The sequence below is a fragment of the Pseudoxanthomonas sp. GW2 genome (genome assembly GCF_000283075.1).
Taxonomy (GTDB): Bacteria; Pseudomonadota; Gammaproteobacteria; order Xanthomonadales; family Xanthomonadaceae; genus Pseudoxanthomonas.
The window spans coordinates 1-19,060 of sequence record NZ_ALIP01000084.1 but is presented as its reverse complement, the minus strand read 5'-3'; the positions used below and the strand labels follow the sequence as shown (position 1 = coordinate 19,060).

Annotated in this window: 15 protein-coding genes and 1 pseudogene; 10 read left to right on the top strand and 6 right to left on the bottom strand. The window is 71.9% G+C overall.

What is annotated here, in order from left to right:
* The first annotated feature begins 14 nt into the window (after positions 1-14).
* The 4 genes from B351_RS0105865 (at position 15) to B351_RS0105850 (ending at position 8,842) form a co-directional block, all read left to right on the top strand.
* The gene (locus B351_RS0105865) at positions 15-3,470 is read left to right on the top strand and encodes a glycosyl hydrolase 2 galactose-binding domain-containing protein (RefSeq protein ID WP_083852398.1); all 3,456 of its coding nucleotides are present in this window, start codon (positions 15-17) and stop codon (positions 3,468-3,470) included.
* On the top strand, positions 3,470-4,774 hold the full coding sequence (locus B351_RS0105860; RefSeq protein WP_019398113.1) for a sugar MFS transporter: 1,305 nt from the start codon (positions 3,470-3,472) through the stop codon (positions 4,772-4,774). Before B351_RS0105865 ends, B351_RS0105860 begins: the two co-directional genes overlap by 1 nt.
* A gap of 109 nt (positions 4,775-4,883) precedes the next feature.
* Entirely contained in the window at positions 4,884-7,823 is a 2,940-nt protein-coding gene (locus B351_RS0105855) for a TonB-dependent receptor (RefSeq protein WP_019398112.1), read from the top strand.
* A 104-nt stretch (positions 7,824-7,927) separates the two neighbouring features.
* Positions 7,928-8,842: a carbohydrate kinase gene (locus tag B351_RS0105850; RefSeq protein WP_019398111.1), complete on the top strand. Its 915-nt coding sequence runs from the start codon at positions 7,928-7,930 to the stop codon at positions 8,840-8,842.
* A gap of 16 nt (positions 8,843-8,858) precedes the next feature.
* On the opposite strand, the gene B351_RS0105845 is transcribed toward B351_RS0105850, so the two are convergent.
* The 3 genes from B351_RS0105845 to B351_RS0105835 all read right to left on the bottom strand — a co-directional run bounded on the left by B351_RS0105845 (position 8,859) and on the right by B351_RS0105835 (position 12,046).
* Positions 8,859-10,058, bottom strand: coding sequence for an AGE family epimerase/isomerase (locus B351_RS0105845; RefSeq protein WP_019398110.1), 1,200 nt, complete (start codon positions 10,056-10,058; stop codon positions 8,859-8,861).
* Positions 10,059-10,187: 129 nt separating this feature from the next.
* Positions 10,188-11,234, bottom strand: a complete 1,047-nt coding sequence (locus B351_RS0105840) for a LacI family DNA-binding transcriptional regulator (RefSeq protein ID WP_026010412.1) — start codon at positions 11,232-11,234, stop codon at positions 10,188-10,190.
* Positions 11,235-11,311: 77 nt separating this feature from the next.
* On the bottom strand, positions 11,312-12,046 hold the full coding sequence (locus B351_RS0105835) for a ComF family protein (protein WP_019398108.1): 735 nt from the start codon (positions 12,044-12,046) through the stop codon (positions 11,312-11,314).
* 77 nt (positions 12,047-12,123) lie between these two features.
* Here B351_RS0105835 and bioB point away from each other — a divergent pair, with 77 nt between their 5' ends.
* From bioB to bioC, 5 genes are read left to right on the top strand one after another with little or no spacing between them, the layout of a single operon-like run.
* Positions 12,124-13,158: a biotin synthase BioB gene (gene bioB / locus B351_RS0105830; protein WP_019398107.1), complete on the top strand. Its 1,035-nt coding sequence runs from the start codon at positions 12,124-12,126 to the stop codon at positions 13,156-13,158.
* A 54-nt stretch (positions 13,159-13,212) separates the two neighbouring features.
* Positions 13,213-14,412, top strand: a complete 1,200-nt coding sequence (bioF, locus tag B351_RS0105825; RefSeq protein WP_019398106.1) for an 8-amino-7-oxononanoate synthase — start codon at positions 13,213-13,215, stop codon at positions 14,410-14,412.
* Between the two features lie 44 nt (positions 14,413-14,456).
* The gene (locus tag B351_RS0105820; protein WP_156810426.1) at positions 14,457-14,783 is read left to right on the top strand and encodes a hypothetical protein; all 327 of its coding nucleotides are present in this window, start codon (positions 14,457-14,459) and stop codon (positions 14,781-14,783) included.
* Positions 14,784-14,820: 37 nt separating this feature from the next.
* The gene (gene bioH, locus B351_RS0105815; protein WP_026010411.1) at positions 14,821-15,585 is read left to right on the top strand and encodes a pimeloyl-ACP methyl ester esterase BioH; all 765 of its coding nucleotides are present in this window, start codon (positions 14,821-14,823) and stop codon (positions 15,583-15,585) included.
* 13 nt (positions 15,586-15,598) lie between these two features.
* The gene (gene bioC / locus B351_RS0105810) at positions 15,599-16,483 is read left to right on the top strand and encodes a malonyl-ACP O-methyltransferase BioC (protein ID WP_019398103.1); all 885 of its coding nucleotides are present in this window, start codon (positions 15,599-15,601) and stop codon (positions 16,481-16,483) included.
* Between the two features lie 158 nt (positions 16,484-16,641).
* Here bioC and B351_RS0105805 read toward each other — a convergent pair whose 3' ends face one another.
* From B351_RS0105805 to B351_RS0105795, 3 genes are read right to left on the bottom strand one after another with little or no spacing between them, the layout of a single operon-like run.
* Positions 16,642-17,064: a ketosteroid isomerase-related protein gene (locus B351_RS0105805; protein ID WP_019398102.1), complete on the bottom strand. Its 423-nt coding sequence runs from the start codon at positions 17,062-17,064 to the stop codon at positions 16,642-16,644.
* 43 nt (positions 17,065-17,107) lie between these two features.
* Complete coding sequence (locus B351_RS0105800) at positions 17,108-17,674, bottom strand: YdcF family protein (protein ID WP_125109259.1); 567 nt, start codon at positions 17,672-17,674, stop codon at positions 17,108-17,110.
* 38 nt (positions 17,675-17,712) lie between these two features.
* Positions 17,713-18,669: a pyridoxal-phosphate dependent enzyme gene (locus B351_RS0105795; RefSeq protein WP_019398100.1), complete on the bottom strand. Its 957-nt coding sequence runs from the start codon at positions 18,667-18,669 to the stop codon at positions 17,713-17,715.
* A 135-nt stretch (positions 18,670-18,804) separates the two neighbouring features.
* On the opposite strand from B351_RS0105795, the pseudogene B351_RS0105790 reads away from it, so the two are divergent.
* Positions 18,805-19,060: pseudogene (locus B351_RS0105790) on the top strand (hypothetical protein); the annotation flags it as partial.

The following is a 19,060-nucleotide window of genomic DNA, read 5'->3' as shown; positions in this document are numbered from 1 at the left end:
CCGGGAGCTACTGGATGCGATCTGGCAGGTTGCGTGCGGCGGGTATCCGGCTGGCGTTGGCGCTGGGTGCCTGCCTTGGATCCGAGGCCGCGGCCGAAGGCCCGTGGAACGTCGAGGCCATCGCGGGCGGCACGGGCTGGGAAAGGCAGTTTGCCGACCCGGCCGAGGTGGCGGCACCCGGCTGGACCCTGCGTGCCTGGGTGCGGCCATCCGCGTTGCCGGAGGGACGTGCGCATGTGGCCGGCGTGGGCGGGCCGACGGGAGCGGCGTACCACCTTTGCATCGACGGTCGCGCTCCCGCGCTGTGTACGGACAGCGGCGTACTGGCGCGTGGGCGACGGGCGCTTGAGCCTGGGCGCTGGCACGCGATGGCGGCGGTCATCGGCGAAGGACGTGCGGCCCTCTACGTGGACGGTCGCCTGGTCTCATCGGCCGCTTTGCCCGGACCCGTCGAACCGCTCGAGCCCCGGCTGTCGGTCGCTTTGGCAGGTGCGGGCCAGGGCCGCTACGCCGGCCGGGTCGCCGGGCTCGTCTTCGAACCGCGTGTGTTGCAGCCCGAAGCCCTCGCCGCGGCCTTCGGCGCCGCGCCGGACGACGGGCTCGCACGGTATGAGCCGGCCTCGCCCTCATGGCCCACCCAGACCCGGCAGCAGATCGGCCAGGCCACCCCGCAGCCGCCCGCCACCTTGCCCCGCAGCCGGGCGCCCGCAGGCAAGCCGCGGCCGGTCGTACCGGCCGAAAGGCAGGGCCTGCGCGCGGCGGGCGAGGGCGTCTGGATACTGGATGACTGGAGCCTGGCGGCCGCGCGGGACCTGGGCGCTGGCGGCAGCGGCGCCGTGCTCTCGCGCGACCCTATCAATGCCCGCGGATGGCTGCCGGCCACCGTGCCGGGCACGGTGCTGACGACCCTGGTCGACCGCGGCGTCTATCCGGACCCTGACCATGGCCTGGACAACATCGGCATCCCGGAGGCGCTCAACCGCCAGGACTGGTGGTACCGCAGCGCGTTCGAGGTCCCGGCGGAGCTGGAAGGACGCCATCTGCGCCTGCGCTTCAACGGCATCAACTACGCCGGCGAGGTCTGGCTCAACGGCGAGCGCATCGGCGACACGCGCGGCGCCTTCATCCGCGGCGAGTTCGATGTCACCGCGCATCTGCGTCCGGGCCAGCGCAACGTGGTCGCGGTCCGGGTCTCGCCGCCGCCGCATCCGGGACTGCCGCACGAGCAGTCGCTGTCGGCTGGCGTGGGCGAGAACGGCGGCATGCTGGTACTGGACGGCCCGACCTTCGTTGCCAGCGAGGGCTGGGACTGGATACCGGCCGTGCGCGACCGCAACACCGGCCTGTGGCAGGACGTGCGCCTGCTCGCGACCGGCCCGGCCTGGATCGGCGACGCCTGGGTTTCCAGCACGGTGGAAGCCGGCCACGCAGCGGCCGATCTCGCGGTCGAGGTACCGCTGCACAACGACGGCGGCACGCCGGTACAGGCCGAGCTGGAGTTGGAGCTCGCCGAGGTGCGGCTGCAGACGACGGTCGCAATCCCGCCGGGCGGCACCCGCCTGCGCCTGGATCCGGCGCGCTACCCGCAGCTGCGCATCCGCCAGCCGCGGCTGTGGTGGCCCAACGGCTACGGCGAGCCGGCGCTGCATACCCTGCACCTGCGCCTGCGCGCCGGCGATGCCCCGCCGCACGAGCGCAGCCTGCGCTTCGGGATACGTGAGGTCAGCTACGAGCTGTCGCTGCTGGACGGCGACGGCAACCTCCGGCGCGTCGAGTACCGTCCGGCGCGCGCGCCGGGCCAGCGCGTGGTCGACGTGCGCCACGAGGCGATCCGCAAGGTGCCCGGTGGCTGGGCGCAGTCGCTGTTGCCGGGCGCCCTGGAATCGCCGGCGGTGGCGCCGCTGGAGGACGCGCGCCTGTCCCCGCACCTGGTATTGCGCGTCAACGGCGTGCGGATCGCGGTAAAGGGCGGCAACTGGGGCATGGACGACTGGCGCAAGCGCAGTTCGCGGCAGCGCCTCGAGCCGTACTTCCGGCTGCAGCGCGATGCGCACATGAACGTGGTCCGCAACTGGGTCGGGCAGAGCACCCAGGAGAGCCTGTACGAGCTGGCCGACGAGTACGGCATGCTGGTGTTCAACGACTTCTGGGCATCGACCCAGGACTACAACCAGCAGCCGGAGGACGAGGCGCTGTTCCTGCGCAATGCCGCCGACGTCATCCGCCGCTACCGCCACCATCCCTCGATCGTGCTGTGGTTCGGCCGCAACGAGGGCGTGCCGCAGCCGTTGCTCAACCAGGGGCTGGACGAGCTGGTGCATTCCCTCGACGGCAGCCGCCTGTACATGGGCAGCTCCAACGAGGTGAACCTGGCCGGCAGCGGCCCCTACGACTACCGCGAGCCGGAGGCGTACTTCACCTCGCTGGCACGAGGATTCTCGGTGGAGGTGGGCACGCCGTCCTTCGCCACGCTGGAGGCGCTGGAGGCGATGCTGCCGGAAGCCGACCGCTGGCCCATCAGCGACGCCTGGGCGTACCACGACTGGCACCAGTCCGGTAACGGCGACACCGGCAGTTTCATGCGCGCGCTGGAGCGCAAGCTGGGACCGGCCCGCGACCTCGCCGACTTCGAGCGCAAGGCGCAGCTGCTCAACTACGAGACCCACCGCGCGATCTTCGAAGGCTTCAACGCCCACCTGTGGACAGCCAACAGCGGCCGCCTGCTGTGGATGAGCCACCCGGCGTGGCCGAGCCTGATGTGGCAGATCTACAGCCACGACTACGACACCCACGCTGCCTACTACGGCGCGCGCAAGGCCGCCGAGCCGCTGCACGTGCAGATGAACCTGCCGGACCGTGGCCTGGCCGTGGTCAATGCCAGCCGCGAGGACCATCGCGGCCTGCGCGTGCAGGTACAGGCGTGGGCCCTGGATGGCCGCCCGCTGGGACAGGGCGAGGCCATCGTCGACGCACCGGCGGGACAGGTCGTGCCCGCTTCCACCGCGCTGGACCTGGCCGCGCTGCTGTGGCGCGAGCAGGTGGCGATCATCGTGCTGCAGCTGCTGGGCAGCGACGGCGGCCTGCTGACCGACAACGTCTACTGGAGCGCGGCCACGGCGGATGAGCTGCGGCGCCTCGACGGCATGCCGCAGGTGGCGCTGCAGGTGGAGGCGAAGCGCGGCGACGGCCAGCTCACGCTGCAGGTACGCAACCCCTCGTCGACGCCGGTTCTGGGCGCGAAGCTGACCCTGGTCGATGCGGGCGGCGCACGCATCCTTCCGGCCTACTACAGCGACAACTACCTCAACCTGGCGCCGGGCCAGGCACGCGGGATCCGGATCGAGCTGCCGGCGGACGCACCGCTCGACGGCGCTTCCGTGCGCGTGCGCGGCTGGAACGTCGCCGCGGGGCAGGTCCCCGTTCCCGCATCCGCTCATACCAGCACCGCCATCCAAGGAGACCGACCCTGATGCACGCACCCGCCCCGAATCCCACAGGCGCCGGCGGCGCGATCCATGGCCGGCGGCTGCTGCCGCTGGTGATCGCGCTGTTCTTCGCCTGGGGTTTCTGCACCGTCCTGGTGGACGTGCTGATCCCCAAGCTCAAAGCCACCTTCGCGCTCGGCTATGCCGAGGCGATGCTGACCCAGTTCTGCTTCTTCCTGGCCTACTTCATCGTCTCCATCCCCGCGGCGCTGCTGGTCAGCCGCATCGGCTACATGCGCGGCATCGTGCTGGGCCTGGTGGTGATGGCCGGCGGCTGCCTGATGTTCTCGCCGGCCGCCTCGCTGGGCTGGTACCCGGCGTTCCTGGGCGCGCTGTTCGTGCTGGCTGCGGGCATCACCGTGGTCCAGGTCGCGGCCAACCCGCTGGCCGCGGGCCTGGGCGATCCGGCGCGCGCGCACAGCCGCCTGACCCTGGCCCAGGCCTTCAACTCCTTCGGCACCATGCTTGGCCCGCTGTTCGGCTCGGCCCTGATCCTGGCCGCCGGCGTGGCCGAGCCGACCCCCGGCATGGACGAGGCGGCGCTGGCCGCGTTCCGGGTCGAGCAGGCCAGCCACGTGCGCCTGCCGTACATGATCATCGCCGCGGTGCTGGTGGCGCTGGCCGGGCTGTGCTGGTTGCTGCGCCGCTCGCCGGTGCCGGCCGTGCATGCCATGCGCCAGGGCGATTACCTGCGCCTGCTGGGGATCCCGCGCCTGAGCCTGGGCGCGCTGTCGATCTTCCTCTATGTCGGCGCCGAGGTCGCGGTCGGCAGCGCCCTGGTCAATTACCTGATCATGGTCGGCGCCACCACCAGCGAGCACGCCGCCGGCAACCTGATCGCGGTGTACTGGGGCCTGGCCATGGTCGGCCGCTTCATCGGCTCGTGGGTGCTGCGCTTCGTCCCGGCGGGACTGGTGCTGGCGGCCTGCGCGCTGGGCGCGGCCACCCTGGGCCTGCTGGCGGCCACGGTGCTGGAAGGTACCCCGGCAGCGGTGGCGATCCTGTCGATCGGCCTGTTCAACTCGGTGATGTTCCCGACCATCTTCACCCTGTCGATCGACGGACTGGGCGAGGACACCGCCGGCGGTTCGGGCCTGCTGTGCCTGGCCATCGTCGGCGGCGCCATCGTGCCGCTGCTGATGGGCCTGGCCGCCGACCGCTTCGGCCTGGCGCCGGCGCTGCTGGTGCCGGTGGCCTGCTACGCGTGCATCGCCGCCTACGGCCTGCTGGTGCGCGCCGGTGTCCTTGCCGCGCGCCCCATGGACGCGGCCGTCCCCGCCAAAACCTGAAACCCAGGAGGATCCTGGAGCCCCCGGCTCCGTGCTGCGCGCCCGAGATATCGTTACCTTGCGGTTCCCCTGCCGCAGGGTCCCAGCGTTCCAACCTCCGGAGGACACGATGGATACCCCGAAGCACCGTCACAATGCGCTGGCCGCCGCGATCGCGGCCGGCATGGTCTGGCTGGCCGCCGCGGCGCCAGTCGCCGCGCAGGAATCCGCGCCTTCGCAGGATGCGGTCGAACTGGATGGCGTCGTCGTGCGCGGCGTGCGCGGTGCCCAGGCCAGCGCGATCAACATCAAGCGCGATGCCGTGCAGGTGATGGACTCGGTCTCGGCCGAGGACATCGGCAAGCTGCCGGACGTGACCATCACCGACTCGCTGCAGCGCGTGACCGGCGTGCAGATCCGCCGCTCGGCAGGCGAGGGTGCGCAGGTCAACATCCGTGGCATGCCTCAGGTGCAGACCACGCTCAATGGCGAGCTGTTCCTCGGTGCCGGCGGCGGCGACCAGTACGGCCAGCCCAACCTTGGCACCGCACAGGCCGACTTCGTCGACATTCCGCCGACTTTGTTCGACGGCGTCGACGTGATCAAGTCGCAGACCGCCGCCGACCTGGAGGGCGGCATCAGCGGCACCATCTCGCTGCGCACGCGGCGCCCGTTCGACCTGCCCGAGGGCGTGACCGCGTCCGGCCAGGTCGAGGCCTCATACGGCGACGCGGTGGAGGAGGTCAACGAGCTGTACTCCGGGCTTTTCAGCTACCGCAACCAGCGCTGGGGCGCGCTGCTGTCGGTGTCGTATTCCGATGCCACGCTGGAGAACAAGCGCCCCAGCGTCTGGAGCAACGGAGCGCAGAAGGCCAGCGAGGCCGACGTGGGCTTCGACTTCAACGGCGACGGAGCCATCGGCGGCGACTTCGATCCGGAAGGGTTGCCGCGGGACTACTTCTACAACTGGGTGGCCACCGAGCTGGAGAACCGCCGCACCGAGCGCCAGCGCACCGGCGTCAACGGCTCCTTCCAGTTCCTGGTCAACGACGCGCTGACCCTGGTAGCCGATGCCGCGTACACGAAGCTCGAGGACCTCAACACCTCGGTCGCGGCGCAGCTGCACACCGGATGGGCCACCAACCAGCTGCAGCCCGGTTCCATCGTCGATCCCAATGGCGTGCTGGAGTACGGCGTGTTCGACTACAGCCGTTTCCAGGCCCATTCGCTGGCCGCGCCCAGCGAGTCGGAGTCGCTCAACACCAACCTGGAGCTGCGCTTCGACAACGGCGGGCCGTTCCGCGGCACCCTGCGCTGGGTCCATGGCGACTCGGAGCGTCGCTACACCGAGGCCCGCGCAGACTCGCTGGTGACCCGCGGCAGCGAGATCACTTTGCCCGACGGCAGCACGGTGTGGGCCAACGCCAACGGCCTGGAGTCGGTAAGCGCGGCGATCGACTTCCGCGGCCGCCATCCGCAGCTGGAGATGCTCACCGACGTCTCCGACCCGGCCAACTGGCAGCTGATGTCGACCTGGGCCCAGGGCAACCGGATCAAGGCCACCCTGGATGCGTTCCGCGGCGACGGCGTGTTCGAGTTCGAGGACGGCGTGGTGCGCTCGCTGCAGTTCGGCCTGCGCCATGGCGAGCGTGACTACGACTACACCGCCTACCGCTACCTGTCGCCGGTCTCGCCCGGGCCCTGCGATCCGGCCGACCGCGCGCTGTACTACTTCAAGGACCCGCTGATCGTCGACGCCTGCACCGGCTTCGCCGAAGCGCGGCTGCTGCCGTTCGAGTCGATCCCGGGGTACTGGGCCCGGTTCAACGACTTCGATCCGATCCGGATCACCGGTATAGGCGCCGGCCTGCCCGCGGTCGATCCCCAGGCGATGAAGGATCCGGTCGCCTACCTCGACAGCCTGTACCCGGGCAACGTGGCCTACATGCATGCACCGGATTCGTTCCGGGTCGAGGAGAGGACGCTCTCCGGCTACGTCATGGCCAACCTCGAGGGCACCACCGGCGCCAACGGCATCCCCTGGCAGGCCAACGTCGGCGTGCGCGTGCTGCGGACCGAGACCGGCATCGACCAGTACCAGGTCGACGGCGGCGACTACATCGGCAGCCACGACTGGAACGGCGTCAATCCCGCCAGCGGCGTGAACCGGATCGACAAGACCCGCACCGACGTACTGCCGGCGCTGAACCTGGCCTTCGACCTGTCCGACGAGCAGAAGCTGCGCTTCGGCTACAACAAGGCGATCGCCCGCCAGAGCCTGCCGGACCTCGGCCGCGGCCTGGTGGTGTTCTACGCCGCCAATGGCACGCCGCCGCGCAACCCGGACCTGCCGCCGGACGCGGCGCTGTTCCTCAATGGCCGCGCCGGCAACCCCGACCTGGAGCCGTTCGAGGCGGACTACTACAACACTTCGTGGGAGTGGTACTTCGCCGATGCCTCGCTGCTGAACATCGGCGTGTTCCTGATCGACGTGGCCAACTCGCCGGCCAGCGTGACCCGGGTCGAGCCGATGCCCGACGCCGACGGCGTGGTCCGCGACGGCGGGCCGGTGCAGCGCGTGGTCAATGGCGGCAGCGGCACCATCAAGGGCTTCGAGGCCGGCTACCAGCAGGCCTTCGACTTCCTGCCGGGCTGGCTGTCCGGCTTCGGCGTGAACCTCAACTACACCTACTCCGACGCCGACACCAACGGCCAGGACATCGACGGCAACACCCTGCCGGTGGGCGACAACTCCAAGCACCAGTACAACGCGGTGCTCTGGTACCAGAAGGACCGCCTGCAGGCGCGGCTGGCCTACAACTGGCGCAGCCGTCGCTACAGCGAGCTCAACACTGCCGCCTGGGGCGACGCGCTGGCGATCTGGAACGAGTCGGTGGGCTACCTCGATGCCTCGCTCAGCTACGACATCACTCCACGCTTCACGGTCTACGTGCAGGGCACCAACCTTACCGGCGAGAGCGAGCGCCGCTACGCGCAGTGGAGCAACCACTACTACGACCAGAACATATTCGAGCGCCGCTACTACGCCGGCGTGCGCTTCCGCTTCTGAGGATCTCCCGCGGCCACCGCCACGGTGGTGGCCCTCTCTCGGCCGGCCGGGCATGCTGCACGCCCGCCGGTCCCTTTTTTTGACCAGCACCCTACGGAAACCCGATGACCGTGCCCGACATGCCCCGCCTCGCCGTGTTCGGCGAAGCCCTCACCGACCTGGTCCGCACCGGCGAGGACGGCTGGCGCAGCATTGCCGGCGGCGCCTGCTGGAACGTGGCCCGGGTGGCGGCGACGCTCGGCGTGCCGACGGGCTGGGGCGGCGCGGTCAGCGACGACCTGTTCGGCGCGCGCATCGTCGAGCTGTCGCGCGAGGCCGGACTGGATCCGCGCTTCCTGCAGGTGGTGTCGCGGCCGCCGCTGCTGGCCGTCGTCCACCAGCTCGATCCGCCCCGCTACTTCTTCCTGGGCGAGAACGCCGCCGATCTCGCGTTCGACGAGGCTGCGTTGCCGCCAGGCTGGGACACGGCCTGCGGCTTCGCCCACTTCGGCTGCATCAGCCTGGTGCGGCAGCCGCTCGGCGGGCGCCTGGTGTCGCTGGCCCTGCGCCTCGCCGATGCGGGCGTACCGGTCAGCTTCGATCCCAACTGCCGCAACCTGATGGGCGGGGACTATCCGGAACTGTTCGAGCGCCTCGCCGCGCGCGCCGCGGTGCTGAAGGTCTCGGACGAGGATCTGCGCCACATCTACCCGGATCTGGAAACGGAGGCGGCGCTGGCGCGCGTGCGCACGCTGGCGCCGGAGGCGGTGCTGCTCTACACCCGCGGCGGTGCGGGCATGGACGTGTACTCCGCCGCCGGGCAGTTCTTCCAGCCGGCATTCGCCGTGGCGGTGGTTGATACGGTGGGGGCGGGCGACGCCTGCATCGGCGGATTCCTCGCAAGCCGCCTGCTGCGGCCGGACGCATCGCTGCGCGAGCATGCGCGCTTCGCCGCGGCCGCCGCCGCCGCCGCCTGCACCCGCGCCGGCGCGCATGCGCCCGCCAAAGCGGAAGTCGAGGCGCTGCTGGCGCGCGGCTAGCCGGGCCAGCGGCCGGTCACAGTACCCGCAGCACCTCGTAGCACGCGCCCATGGTGTGGTAGTCGGTCTTGCCGGCCGGGCTCTTCTCGTCGCTGAGCTTGGTGTTGTCAGGACCGAGGATGCGGTACCAGGCCCCGTGCCGGTGGTCGACGAAATGGGTCCAGCTGTAGTCCCACAGCCGGTCGTACCAGTCCCAGTACCCCGCTTCCCCGGTGCGCGCCGCCAACAGGGCGGCGGTAGCCAGGGACTCGGCCTGCACCCAGAAGTACTTGTCGGCGTCGTACACCGCACCATCCGGATCGTTGCCGTAGACCAGGCCCCCGTGCACCGGATCCCAGGCCATGGCCACCGCGCGGTCGAACAGCTCGCGGGCGCGTGGCAGGCGCCAGTCGGCGGGCGCGTGCCGGTCCAGGATCAGCAGCAGCTTGGCCCACTCGGTCTGGTGCCCGGGCTGGAAGCCCCACGGCCGGAAGATGTTGCTGCGGTCGCCGCGGTTGTAGTCCCAGTCCACGCTCCAGTCGGCGTGGTAGTGCTCCCACACCAGGCCGCCGGCCAACGCGGCCTGGCGCCGGGTCATGTTGGCCGCCAGGGTGGCGGCGCGTTCCAGGTAGCGTGCCTCGCCGGTGGCCTCGTACGCCGCCAGCCAGGCTTCGCAGGCGTGCATGTTGGCGTTCTGGCCACGGTAGGGCGAGACGTTCCACGCCGCGTCGGCCTCGTCCGCGTACAGGTCGTGCGCCGGTTCCCAGAAGTGGCGCTCCATCAGGTCCCAGGTCTCCGCGATCCAGCCGCGCGCCTCGTCGAAGCCGGCCTCCAGGGCCTTGGCGTAGGCCAGTACCACGAAGGCCAGGCCATAGCAGTGGTTGGTCGCGTCGGCTACGCGTCCGCGGTGCAGCAGCCAGGCGTAGCCACCGGTGGCCGGATCGCGGTGCGCGGACCGCAGGAAGTCCACGCCATGCTTCACGGCGTCGCGGTAGGCAGGGTCGCCGAAGGCCTGCCAGGCCATCGAGTAGTTGAAGACGAAGCGGGTGCTGCTGACCAGGTGCCGGGTGTGGCGGTCGTAGACCTCGCCGTCGTCGCGGAAGAACTGGAAGAAGCCGCCGTCCGGGTCGATGCAGCGCGGGTGGTAGAAGGCCATCGTGTCGCGCACGTGGCCGAGCAGGAACTCGCGGGAGCGGAAGTCCGGTACCGGACCAGGCCCGGGCTGGGCTGCCGTCATGCGTGGGTGCTCCGGGAAAGGGCAAGGGCGTGGCGCAGTGGGCGTCGACCGACTCCTCCCCGCACCGGCGAGGTAAGGTTACCTCGGCGCCGGCGGCCTGGCATGCCGCAACGCGCAAGCGCCGGGATGTCAGGGCGCGAGGGCGGCCGCGGACTGGCGTTTGACCAGGGTGAACTTCATCACCTGGTGGCGCGGCGCATGCTCGCGGCCTTCGCGGCGGTCGCGGATCCGTTCCAGCACCAGCGATACCGCCGCCTTGCCCATTGCCGTCACCGGCTGGCGGATGGTGGTCAGCTCCGGCCACAGGGTGGTGGCCATCGGCGTGTCGTCGAAGCCGACGATGCTCAGCTCGCCGGGGATGCGCAGGCCCATGCCGTGGGCCATGGCCATCGCCGCGGCGGCCATGTCGTCGTTGCAGCAGAAGATCGCGCTCGGCCGCGGCCGCAGCGCCAGCAGCTGGCGCGCCGCGGCCAGTCCGGAGCGGTAGGTGAACATGCCCTCGGCCAGCAGTTCGGCCGGCACCTCGATCCCGGCCTCGGCCATGGTGTCGAGGAAGGCCTGCCTGCGCAGCTGCGCCGGGGTGTGCCGGGGATCGCCCTCGATGAAGCCGATCCGGCTATGCCCCAGCTCCAGCAGGTGCCGGGTCATGGCGCGCGCGCCGGCGTAGTCGTCGATCCGCACCGAGGCCACCTGCGGCAGCGGCGTGGCCGTGGCCACCGCCACCACCGGGATGCCGCGCGCGTCCAGCTCGCCGATGGTCTGCGGCGAATCGCACAGCGGCGGCGGCACGATCACCCCGTCCACCCCGGCCTCGACCAGGCGCTGCACCGCCGCGCGCTGGCTCTGCAGGCCGGCGCACTTCTCCACCAGCACCTGGGTGCCGGACAGGCTGCTCTGCTCGAGCATGCCCAGCATCAGCTCGTTGAGGTAGGCGGCCGAGGGATTGCTGTACAGCACGCCGATGCGCGCGCTGCCGCGGGTGCGCAGCGAGCGTCCGGCCAGGTTGGGGCAGTAGCCCAGCGCCTGCACCGAGGCCAGCACCCGCTCGCGCAGTTCGGCGCCGACCCGGGTGTTGCCGTTGATCACGCGCGAGGCGGTCATCGCCGAGACCCCGGCGTGGCGCGCCACGTCGAGGATGGTCACGGTAGCGGGAGTCTTGCGCTTGCGCTCGGGCATGCTGGAGGTCCGCGGGGCCGCCGCGCGCGGCCGACCGCCTAGGGTACCCGCTGGCGCCGGCGCCGCGGCACCGCCCGTCAGGGCGTACGCGCGCATACCCAGGCGTCGACCCGTTCCACCCCGGCCCGGCGCAGCGCCAGGGCCGCGGCCTGCAGGGTGGCGCCGGTGGTCATGACGTCGTCCACCAGGGCCACGTGCGCCGGCAGCCGCCCCCGCGCCGCCACCCGGAACGCGCCGCGCAGGTTGCGCCGCCGCGCCATCGCGCCCAGCTCGGACTGCGCCGCGGTGCGCCGGTGCCGCTGCAGCAGCCCGGTCGCCAGCGGCACCCCGGTGGCCCGCGCCAGCGGCCGCGCCAGTTCCAGCGCCTGGTCGTAGCCGCGCTGGCGCAGGCGGCTGCGGTGCAGCGGCACCGGCACCAGCGCCTGCGGGCGCTCGACGCCGTCCAGGGTCTCGGCCAGCAGGCCGGCCAGCAGGCGTCCGGCGGCCAGGTCGCCATGGAACTTGTAGCGCGCCAGCAGGCCATCCACCGGCGGGGCGTAGACGAAGGCGGCGTGGGCGAAGTGCAGCAGCGGCTCGCGCCGCAGGCAGCGGCCGCAGGTGCCGGGCACCGCCAGCGGGATCGCGCAGCGCGGGCAAGCGCAGTGGTTGCGCGGCAGCCACCAGTGGCAGGCCGCGCACATGTCGCGGCCGTCGTCGCCGGGCTCGCCGCACAGCAGGCAGCGCGGGGGCAGGAGGGTGGTGCCGATCCGGGCCGGCAGTCCGCGCAGCCATTGCCGCCAGTTCGCGGCGACCTTGTAAACCAGTGCGTCCATGTCAAGGTTGACAGCTTCCGGAGGTATTTCCAGACTGCCCGCCTCTTCTTGCCCCCGCAGTCAGGAAACTCCCTCCCATGGCCTCGGAAATCCGCCACGACTGGCGCCGCGACGAACTGCTCGCCCTGTTCGACCTGCCGCTGCCGGAACTGCTGTACCGCGCCGCCCGCGTGCACCGCGAGCACTTCGACCCCGCCGAGGTCCAGGTCTCGACCCTGTTGTCGGTCAAGACCGGCGGCTGCCCGGAGGACTGCGCCTATTGCCCGCAGGCCCAGCGCTACCACACCGGGGTGCAGGCCACGAAGCTGATGGACACCGAACAGGTGCTGGAGAAGGCACGCCAGGCCAAGGCCGCCGGTGCCTCGCGCTTCTGCATGGGCGCGGCCTGGCGCAGCCCCAGGGACCGCGACATCCCCAAGGTGGCGGCGATGATCGCCGGGGTGAAGGCCCTGGGCCTGGAAACCTGCGCCACCCTGGGGATGCTCTCGCCGGACCAGGCGCGCGCGCTGCGCGAGGCCGGCCTGGACTACTACAACCACAACCTCGACACCGCGCCGGAGTTCTACGGCGACATCATCCACACCCGCGAATACCAGGACCGCCTGGACACCCTGGCCCACGTGCGCGAGGCCGGGCTGAAGACCTGCTGCGGCGGCATCGTCGGCATGGGCGAGAGCCGCGAGCAGCGCGCCGGCCTGCTGCAGGCCCTGGCCAACCTGCCGGCGCATCCGGACTCGGTGCCGATCAACCGCCTGGTGCGGGTGCCCGGCACGCCGCTGGCGGAAACCGCCGAGCTGGACCCGTTCGAGTTCGTGCGCACCATCGCCGTGGCCCGGATCGCGATGCCGCGCTCGATGGTGCGGCTGTCGGCCGGGCGCGAGTCCATGTCCGACGAACTGCAGGCGCTGTGTTTCATGGCCGGGGCCAACTCGATCTTCTACGGCGAGCAGCTGCTGACCACCCCCAATCCGGCCACCGGGCGCGACCAGGCCCTGTTCGCGCGTCTCGGACTACGTGCGATGCCCCTCGTCGTATGTGATGATCATCACGGAACGGGCACGGTTGCAGGCGCTACCGTGCATGCGCAGATCATCGAGCCGGCATCCGCCTGAGCTGGGATGCGGCTCCCGCAGGTAGGGCTTACGCCCAGGGAAGTGCAGGGAATCATGGGCCGCATCGACATCCGCGAACGCATCCAGTCCGACCACCGCCTCCGCGCCGCGCAGGGCCGGCTGCGCCAGCGGCGCACCATCACCCGCCGCGACGGCGTGCGCCTGGAGGTCGACGGGCAGTGGCTGACCGGCTTCTGCGGCAACGACTACCTGGGCCTGGCCGCGCAGTTCGAGGTCGGCGCCGCGCTGCAGGACGCCGCCGCGCGCGAAGGCGTGGGCGCCACCGCCTCGCACCTGGTGTGCGGCCACCACGCGCTGCACCAGCAGCTGGAGCGCGAGGTCGCCGAATGGCTGGGCGTGCCGCGCGCGCTGCTGTTCGGCAGCGGCTTCGCCGCCAACCTGGCGGTGCAGCAGGCGCTGCTGGAGGACGGCGACGTCTGCGTGCAGGACCGCCTCAACCACGCCAGCCTGATCGACGCCACCCGCCTGGCCGGCGCGCGCCTGCGCCGCTACCCGCACCTGGACGCCGAAGGCGCGATGCGCCAGCTGCGCGGCACCGGCGAGGGTGCGGCGATGCTGGCCACCGACGGCGTCTTCAGCATGGATGGCGACGTGGCCCCGCTGCGCTCGCTGGCGCTGGTGGCGCGCACCGGCGAGGCCCTGCTGTACGTGGACGATGCCCACGGCGCTGGTGTGCTCGGCCCGCAGGGCCGCGGCAGCGTGGCCGAGGCCGGACTGGGCGTGGCCGACGTGCCGCTGCAGCTGGTCACCCTGGGCAAGGCCCTGGGCGGCTACGGCGCGGTGGTGGCCGGCGACGCCGACCTGATCGAACACCTGGCTGGCACCGCGCGCCCGTACCTGTACACCACCGCGCTGCCGCCGGCCCTGGCCGCCGCTTCGCTGGCAGCGCTGAAGCTGGCCCGCCGCGACGACTGGCGCCGCGAGCGCCTGCGCGAGCTGGTGGGCCTGTTCCGCGAGGGCGCCAGCCGCTTCGGCCTGGAACTGATGCCCTCGAACACGCCGATCCAGCCGATCGTGTGCGGTAGCGAGGCCAGCGCGCTGGCCATGTCCGCGGCGATCGAGCGGGCCGGCTTCCTGGTCACCGCGATCCGGCCGCCCACCGTCCCCGAGGGCAGTTCGCGCCTGCGCGTGACCCTCTCGGCCCTGCACACCCCGCAGCAGGTGCAGGCGCTGCTGGCTGCGATCGCCGATGCGCGCGAGCGCGTCGACAACGGACGCGAAGCCGTGGCGTGAGTACCACCGCGCCAACGCCGGAACGCCGGCAGGTGTGGGAAGCGATGTCCGAGTTGTACCTCGACACGGACGTCGACGCCGAAGTGCTGACCCGCGTCGCCGGGGTGCTGGCGCAATCGCCGTACTCGCTGGACGAGCTGCAGAAGATCCTGCGCAACGAGGTCCACCCGGTGCTGGTGCCCAACCTGTGCAGCGTGGCGCCGGTGTGGGACGGCTTCGACCCGGAATGGCTGGCCGCAAAGATCGGCGCCCACCTGCGGCGGCCGTGGCCGGTGCGCTGGTGGCGCGCGCGGGTGATGCGCAGCCACGCCATCATCCTCTGGCACCGCCTGATCCGGCGCATCGCCTCGGCCCGGCGCCGCCACCATTGAGCGGCGTACGTCGCCCGCCATGGGCGACAATGCACGCATGCACATCGAAACCCTCGGCAGCGGACCGGACCTGGTCCTGATCCATGGCTGGGCGCTGCACGGCGGCGTGTTCGCGCCGCTGGCCGAACGCCTTGCCCCGCGCTTCCGCCTGCACCTGGTCGACCTGCCCGGGCATGGCCACAGCCGCGACTCGCAGGTGCCGCTGCAGCCGGCCGCGGTCGCCAGCGAGATCGCCTCGCGCGTGCCGCCGGCGCTGTGGCTGGGCTGGTCGCTGGGCGGCCTGTTCGCGCTGCGCGCCGCCGCCTCGCTGCCCACCGTGCGCGGCCTGGTGATGGTCGCGGCCACGCCGCGCTTCGTGCGCGCACCGGACTGGCCGCACGCGGTGGAACCGGCGGTGTTCGAACAGTTCGCGCGCGACCTGGAGCAGGACTACGACGGCACCCTCGAGCGCTTCATCGCCCTGGACACGCTCGGCTCCGAGCATGGCCGCGCCGAGCTGAAGTCGCTGCGCACCCTGCTGCACGCGCGCGGGCGCCCGCAGCCGGAAGCACTGCACGCCGGCCTGCAGCTGCTGGAATCCACCGACCTGCGCCGCAGCCTGCCCTCGCTGGCGGTGCCCAGCCTGTGGCTGGCCGGGCGCCGCGACCGCCTGGTCAATCCGCGCGGCATGGCCGCCGCCGCCGGGCGCGCGCCGGGATCGCGCTTCGTGGAACTGCCCGGCGCCGGGCACGCACCGTTCCTCGGGCATGTCGATGCGGTCGCAGCGCAGCTGCTGGCTTTCGTCGACAATACCGGGCCCTGAGCCGCCCTCCGCCATGGATCCCGTATTCGACCCCCGCCAGGTGCGCCGCGCCTTTTCCCGCGCCGCCGCCGGCTACGACGATGCCGCCGCCCTGCAGGCGGAAGTGCGCACGCGCCTGCTCGAGTCGCTGGTCTACCTCGACGACAAGGTGCCGCAGGTGGTGCTGGACCTCGGCAGCGGCACCGGCCATGCCGCCGCGGCCATGCGCAAGCGCTGGCCGAAGGCGCAGGTGGTCGCCGTGGACCTGGCCCTGCCGATGCTGCGCCAGGCGCGCCGCCAGGCCGGCTGGTGGAAGCCGTTCGCGCGCGTGTGCGCCGATGCGCGCGCGCTGCCGCTGGCGGACAACAGCGTGGACGTGATCTTCTCCAACCTCTGCCTGCAGTGGGTGGAGGACCTGCCGGCGGTGTTCGCCGGCTTCCGCCGCGTGCTCAGGCCGGGCGGCCTGCTGCTGTGCTCCAGCTTCGGCCCGGAAACCCTGGTCGAACTGCGCGAGGCCTTCTCCGTGGCCGACGAGGCGCCGCACGTGAGCCCGTTCGTCTCGATCGCCGGCTTTGGCGACGCCCTGGTGCAGGCCGGTTTCCGCGACCCGGTGCTGGACCGCGACCTGTTCACCCTGACCTACACCGGCCTGCCGGCGCTGATGCGCGAACTGCGCGCGATCGGTGCGACCAATGCGCTGGCCAGCCGCCGCCGCAGCCTGACCGGCCGTGCCCGCTTCGCCGCCGCCGAAGCCGCCTACGAACCGCTGCGCGACGCCGACGGGCGCCTGCCCAGCACCTGGGAAGTGATCTACGCCCAGGCCTGGGCCCCGGACCCCGGCGCCCCGATCCGCCACGGCGGCCACGAGATCGCCGCCGTCCCCGTCTCCTCCATCCCCATCCGCCGCCGCAATCCCTGAGGCGCGTGGCGCGCCTCCCCCACCGGGGAGGCGCCGGGGAGAAGGTCGGCACGCCTGCGCGACCAGCACTCCGCCGTGCGCAAAGCCCCGGATGCGCTTCGCTTATCCGGGCTACGCGCGATTACGAATCACAAATCACAAATCACGAATTCCCGCTCTCACCCCACCTGGGCAATCCAGTCCTGCAGGTTGTAGTAGTTCGTCACCCGCGCGATCTTGCCGTCGCGGATGTCGAAGAACGCGCCGCCGGGCAGCACGTAGGCCTGGCCCTTGGCCGGCGGCAGGCCCTCGTCGTCCTTCAGGTACTGGCCGTGGACCACGTACTCGGCCGCCGCGCGGGTGCCGTCGGCCGTGGCCAGGACCACGATGTCCTCCAGCCGCTCGCGGTAGCTGGCGTCCATGCGCTGCATGAAGGCGGCGAAGGCCTCGCGGCCGGTCTCGCGCGGGCCCTGGTTGAGGTCGTGGACCACGTCCTCGGCCAGCAGCGCGAGCATGGCCTGGCGGTCGCCGCGGTTGAACGCGTCGTAGTAGGCGGTGACCAGGACAATGGCCCGGGCCTGCGGGGTGGTGTCGTTGCTCATCTTGGTTCCGGTGGAGGGAAGGCCGCGCATGATACGGCGCGCTTCAGGCCACGCGCGCCACCAGGTCGCGGTGGAAGAAGTAGACCTCCTGCAGCAGGAAGCGCCACTGGGTCTGGAAGCTGCGGAAGCGGGTGCTGGGCGTGGGCGAGCCGGCCGCCTCGATGCCCAGGTGCCGGCACAGGCGCAAGGCGCGGGACATGTGCAGCGGGTCGCTGACGATGATCGCGCTGTGCAGGTCGCGCTGCCGCATCAGTTCGCGCGCCTGCAGCAGGTTCTGCAGGGTGGTGCGCGAGGAGGTCTCGATCAGGATCGCCTCTTCCGGGATGCCCTGGCGCACGGCGTAGCGCCGCGCCACCTGGGATTCGGCGAAGCGCGCGCCGGTGCCGTAGCCGCCGGTGAACAGCAGCACCGGGGCGTAGCCGGCGCGGTACAGGTTCAGGCCGTGGCGGATGCGTTCCTCGAACACCGGCGAAGGCCGCGCGTCGTAGGCGGCGGCGCCGAGCACGATGATCGCGTCGGCCGGGCGCGCATCGTCGCGGTGCCCGACCCATACGATCCAGCCGGCCACGCCGGCCAGCCAGGCCAGGACCAGCAGCATCAGCCGTGCCATCCAGCGGCCGAATCCGCCGCCGCGCCGGCGCCGCGATCTCAGGCGCGCCAAGGCAATGCCTCCAGGTCCACGTTGCCTCCGGTGAGGATCACGCCCACGCGCTTGCCGGCCAGCTGCGGCGCACGCGCCAGCACCGCGGCCAGGGCCAGCGCCGAGGACGGTTCGATGGTCTGCTTGAGCACCTGCCAGGCCAGGCGCATGGCCTCCAGGGTGGCCGCGTCATCGACCACTGCGACCTCGGCGCCGGCCGCGCGCAGCACCGCCAGGTTGGGTGCGCCGATGCGCGCGCGCAGGCCGTCGCACACGGTGTCCGGGACGAAGTCCTGCGGCGGCGCGCCATGCGCCAGGGCATGCGCGGCATCCGCGGCGCCGGCCGGTTCGGCCAGCAGCAGGCGGCAGCCGCGCCCGGCGACTTCCAGCGCCAGCGCGCAGCCGGCCGCCAGGCCGCCGCCGCCGACCGGCGCCACCAGCACGTCCAGGCCGCCGGCCTGGTCCAGCAGTTCCAGCGCGGCCGTGCCCTGGCCGGCGATCACCAGCCGGTTCTCGTAGGGATGCACGATGCTGGCGCCGGTTTGCGCGGCGACGTCCGCGCAGGTGGCCTCGCGCGCGGCCTGGGTGGGCGCGCAGCGCCACAGCACGGCGCCGTGGCGGCTGATGTTGGCCAGCTTGGCCCCGACCGCGCCCTCCGGGACGACCACGTGGCAGGGAATGCCGCGCTCGCGCGCGGCCAGCGCCAGGGCGGCGCCGTGGTTGCCGGAGGAGTGGGTGACCACGCCGCGGGCGGCGGCTTCGGCATCCAGCGCCGCCACCGCGTTGCAGGCGCCGCGGAACTTGAACGCGCCGCTGCGCTGCAGGTGTTCGGCCTTCAGGAACAGGGTGCAGCCGGCCAGTGCGTCGAGCGTGCGCGAGCGCAGCACCGGGGTGGTGGCTGCCCGGCCTGCGATGCGCGCGGCGGCGGCGAACACCTCGTCGGCGGCGGGCAACTGGGGGATCATGCGACACAGGTTAACTGAACGGCCCCGCCGCCGACCCCTGCCCAAGGCTGCATTGGGGCGCGGGAGCGGCAAGGGTTAAGCACGGATTCAAAGCGCGGCACCGAAGCTGCCGGCATACCGTACAGGGGGTGGCCCATGAAACTGAGGATGCTGAGCGGACTGGCCTGCGCCCTGGCGCTGTCCGGTTGCGCGACCTACGACTACGTGGGCACCGGCTACGGTGGCGACTATTACAGCGGTGCGCCGGTCACCGAGTACCACTACCACGAGTACGGTTACGGCTACCCCTATTACCGCTACACCCCGGGCGTCTCGCTGGGGGTGCATTACTACTACGGCGGGCGTTACCCGGCCTACGGCTATCCCGCCTACCCGTACTACCACGCGCCGT

What these genes read in the sequence shown, in the direction of transcription:
- B351_RS0105865 (WP_083852398.1), top strand. Translation starts at nt 15, where the DNA reads ATGCGATCTGGCAGGTTGCGTGCGGCGGGTATCCGGCTGGCGTTGGCG.
- B351_RS0105860 (WP_019398113.1), top strand. Translation starts at nt 3,470, where the DNA reads ATGCACGCACCCGCCCCGAATCCCACAGGCGCCGGCGGCGCGATCCAT.
- B351_RS0105855 (WP_019398112.1), top strand. Translation starts at nt 4,884, where the DNA reads ATGGATACCCCGAAGCACCGTCACAATGCGCTGGCCGCCGCGATCGCG.
- B351_RS0105850 (WP_019398111.1), top strand. Translation starts at nt 7,928, where the DNA reads ATGACCGTGCCCGACATGCCCCGCCTCGCCGTGTTCGGCGAAGCCCTC.
- B351_RS0105845 (WP_019398110.1), bottom strand. Translation starts at nt 10,058, where the DNA reads ATGACGGCAGCCCAGCCCGGGCCTGGTCCGGTACCGGACTTCCGCTCC.
- B351_RS0105840 (WP_026010412.1), bottom strand. Translation starts at nt 11,234, where the DNA reads ATGCCCGAGCGCAAGCGCAAGACTCCCGCTACCGTGACCATCCTCGAC.
- B351_RS0105835 (WP_019398108.1), bottom strand. Translation starts at nt 12,046, where the DNA reads ATGGACGCACTGGTTTACAAGGTCGCCGCGAACTGGCGGCAATGGCTG.
- bioB (WP_019398107.1), top strand. Translation starts at nt 12,124, where the DNA reads ATGGCCTCGGAAATCCGCCACGACTGGCGCCGCGACGAACTGCTCGCC.
- bioF (WP_019398106.1), top strand. Translation starts at nt 13,213, where the DNA reads ATGGGCCGCATCGACATCCGCGAACGCATCCAGTCCGACCACCGCCTC.
- B351_RS0105820 (WP_156810426.1), top strand. Translation starts at nt 14,457, where the DNA reads ATGTCCGAGTTGTACCTCGACACGGACGTCGACGCCGAAGTGCTGACC.
- bioH (WP_026010411.1), top strand. Translation starts at nt 14,821, where the DNA reads ATGCACATCGAAACCCTCGGCAGCGGACCGGACCTGGTCCTGATCCAT.
- bioC (WP_019398103.1), top strand. Translation starts at nt 15,599, where the DNA reads ATGGATCCCGTATTCGACCCCCGCCAGGTGCGCCGCGCCTTTTCCCGC.
- B351_RS0105805 (WP_019398102.1), bottom strand. Translation starts at nt 17,064, where the DNA reads ATGAGCAACGACACCACCCCGCAGGCCCGGGCCATTGTCCTGGTCACC.
- B351_RS0105800 (WP_125109259.1), bottom strand. Translation starts at nt 17,674, where the DNA reads ATGGCACGGCTGATGCTGCTGGTCCTGGCCTGGCTGGCCGGCGTGGCC.
- B351_RS0105795 (WP_019398100.1), bottom strand. Translation starts at nt 18,669, where the DNA reads ATGATCCCCCAGTTGCCCGCCGCCGACGAGGTGTTCGCCGCCGCCGCG.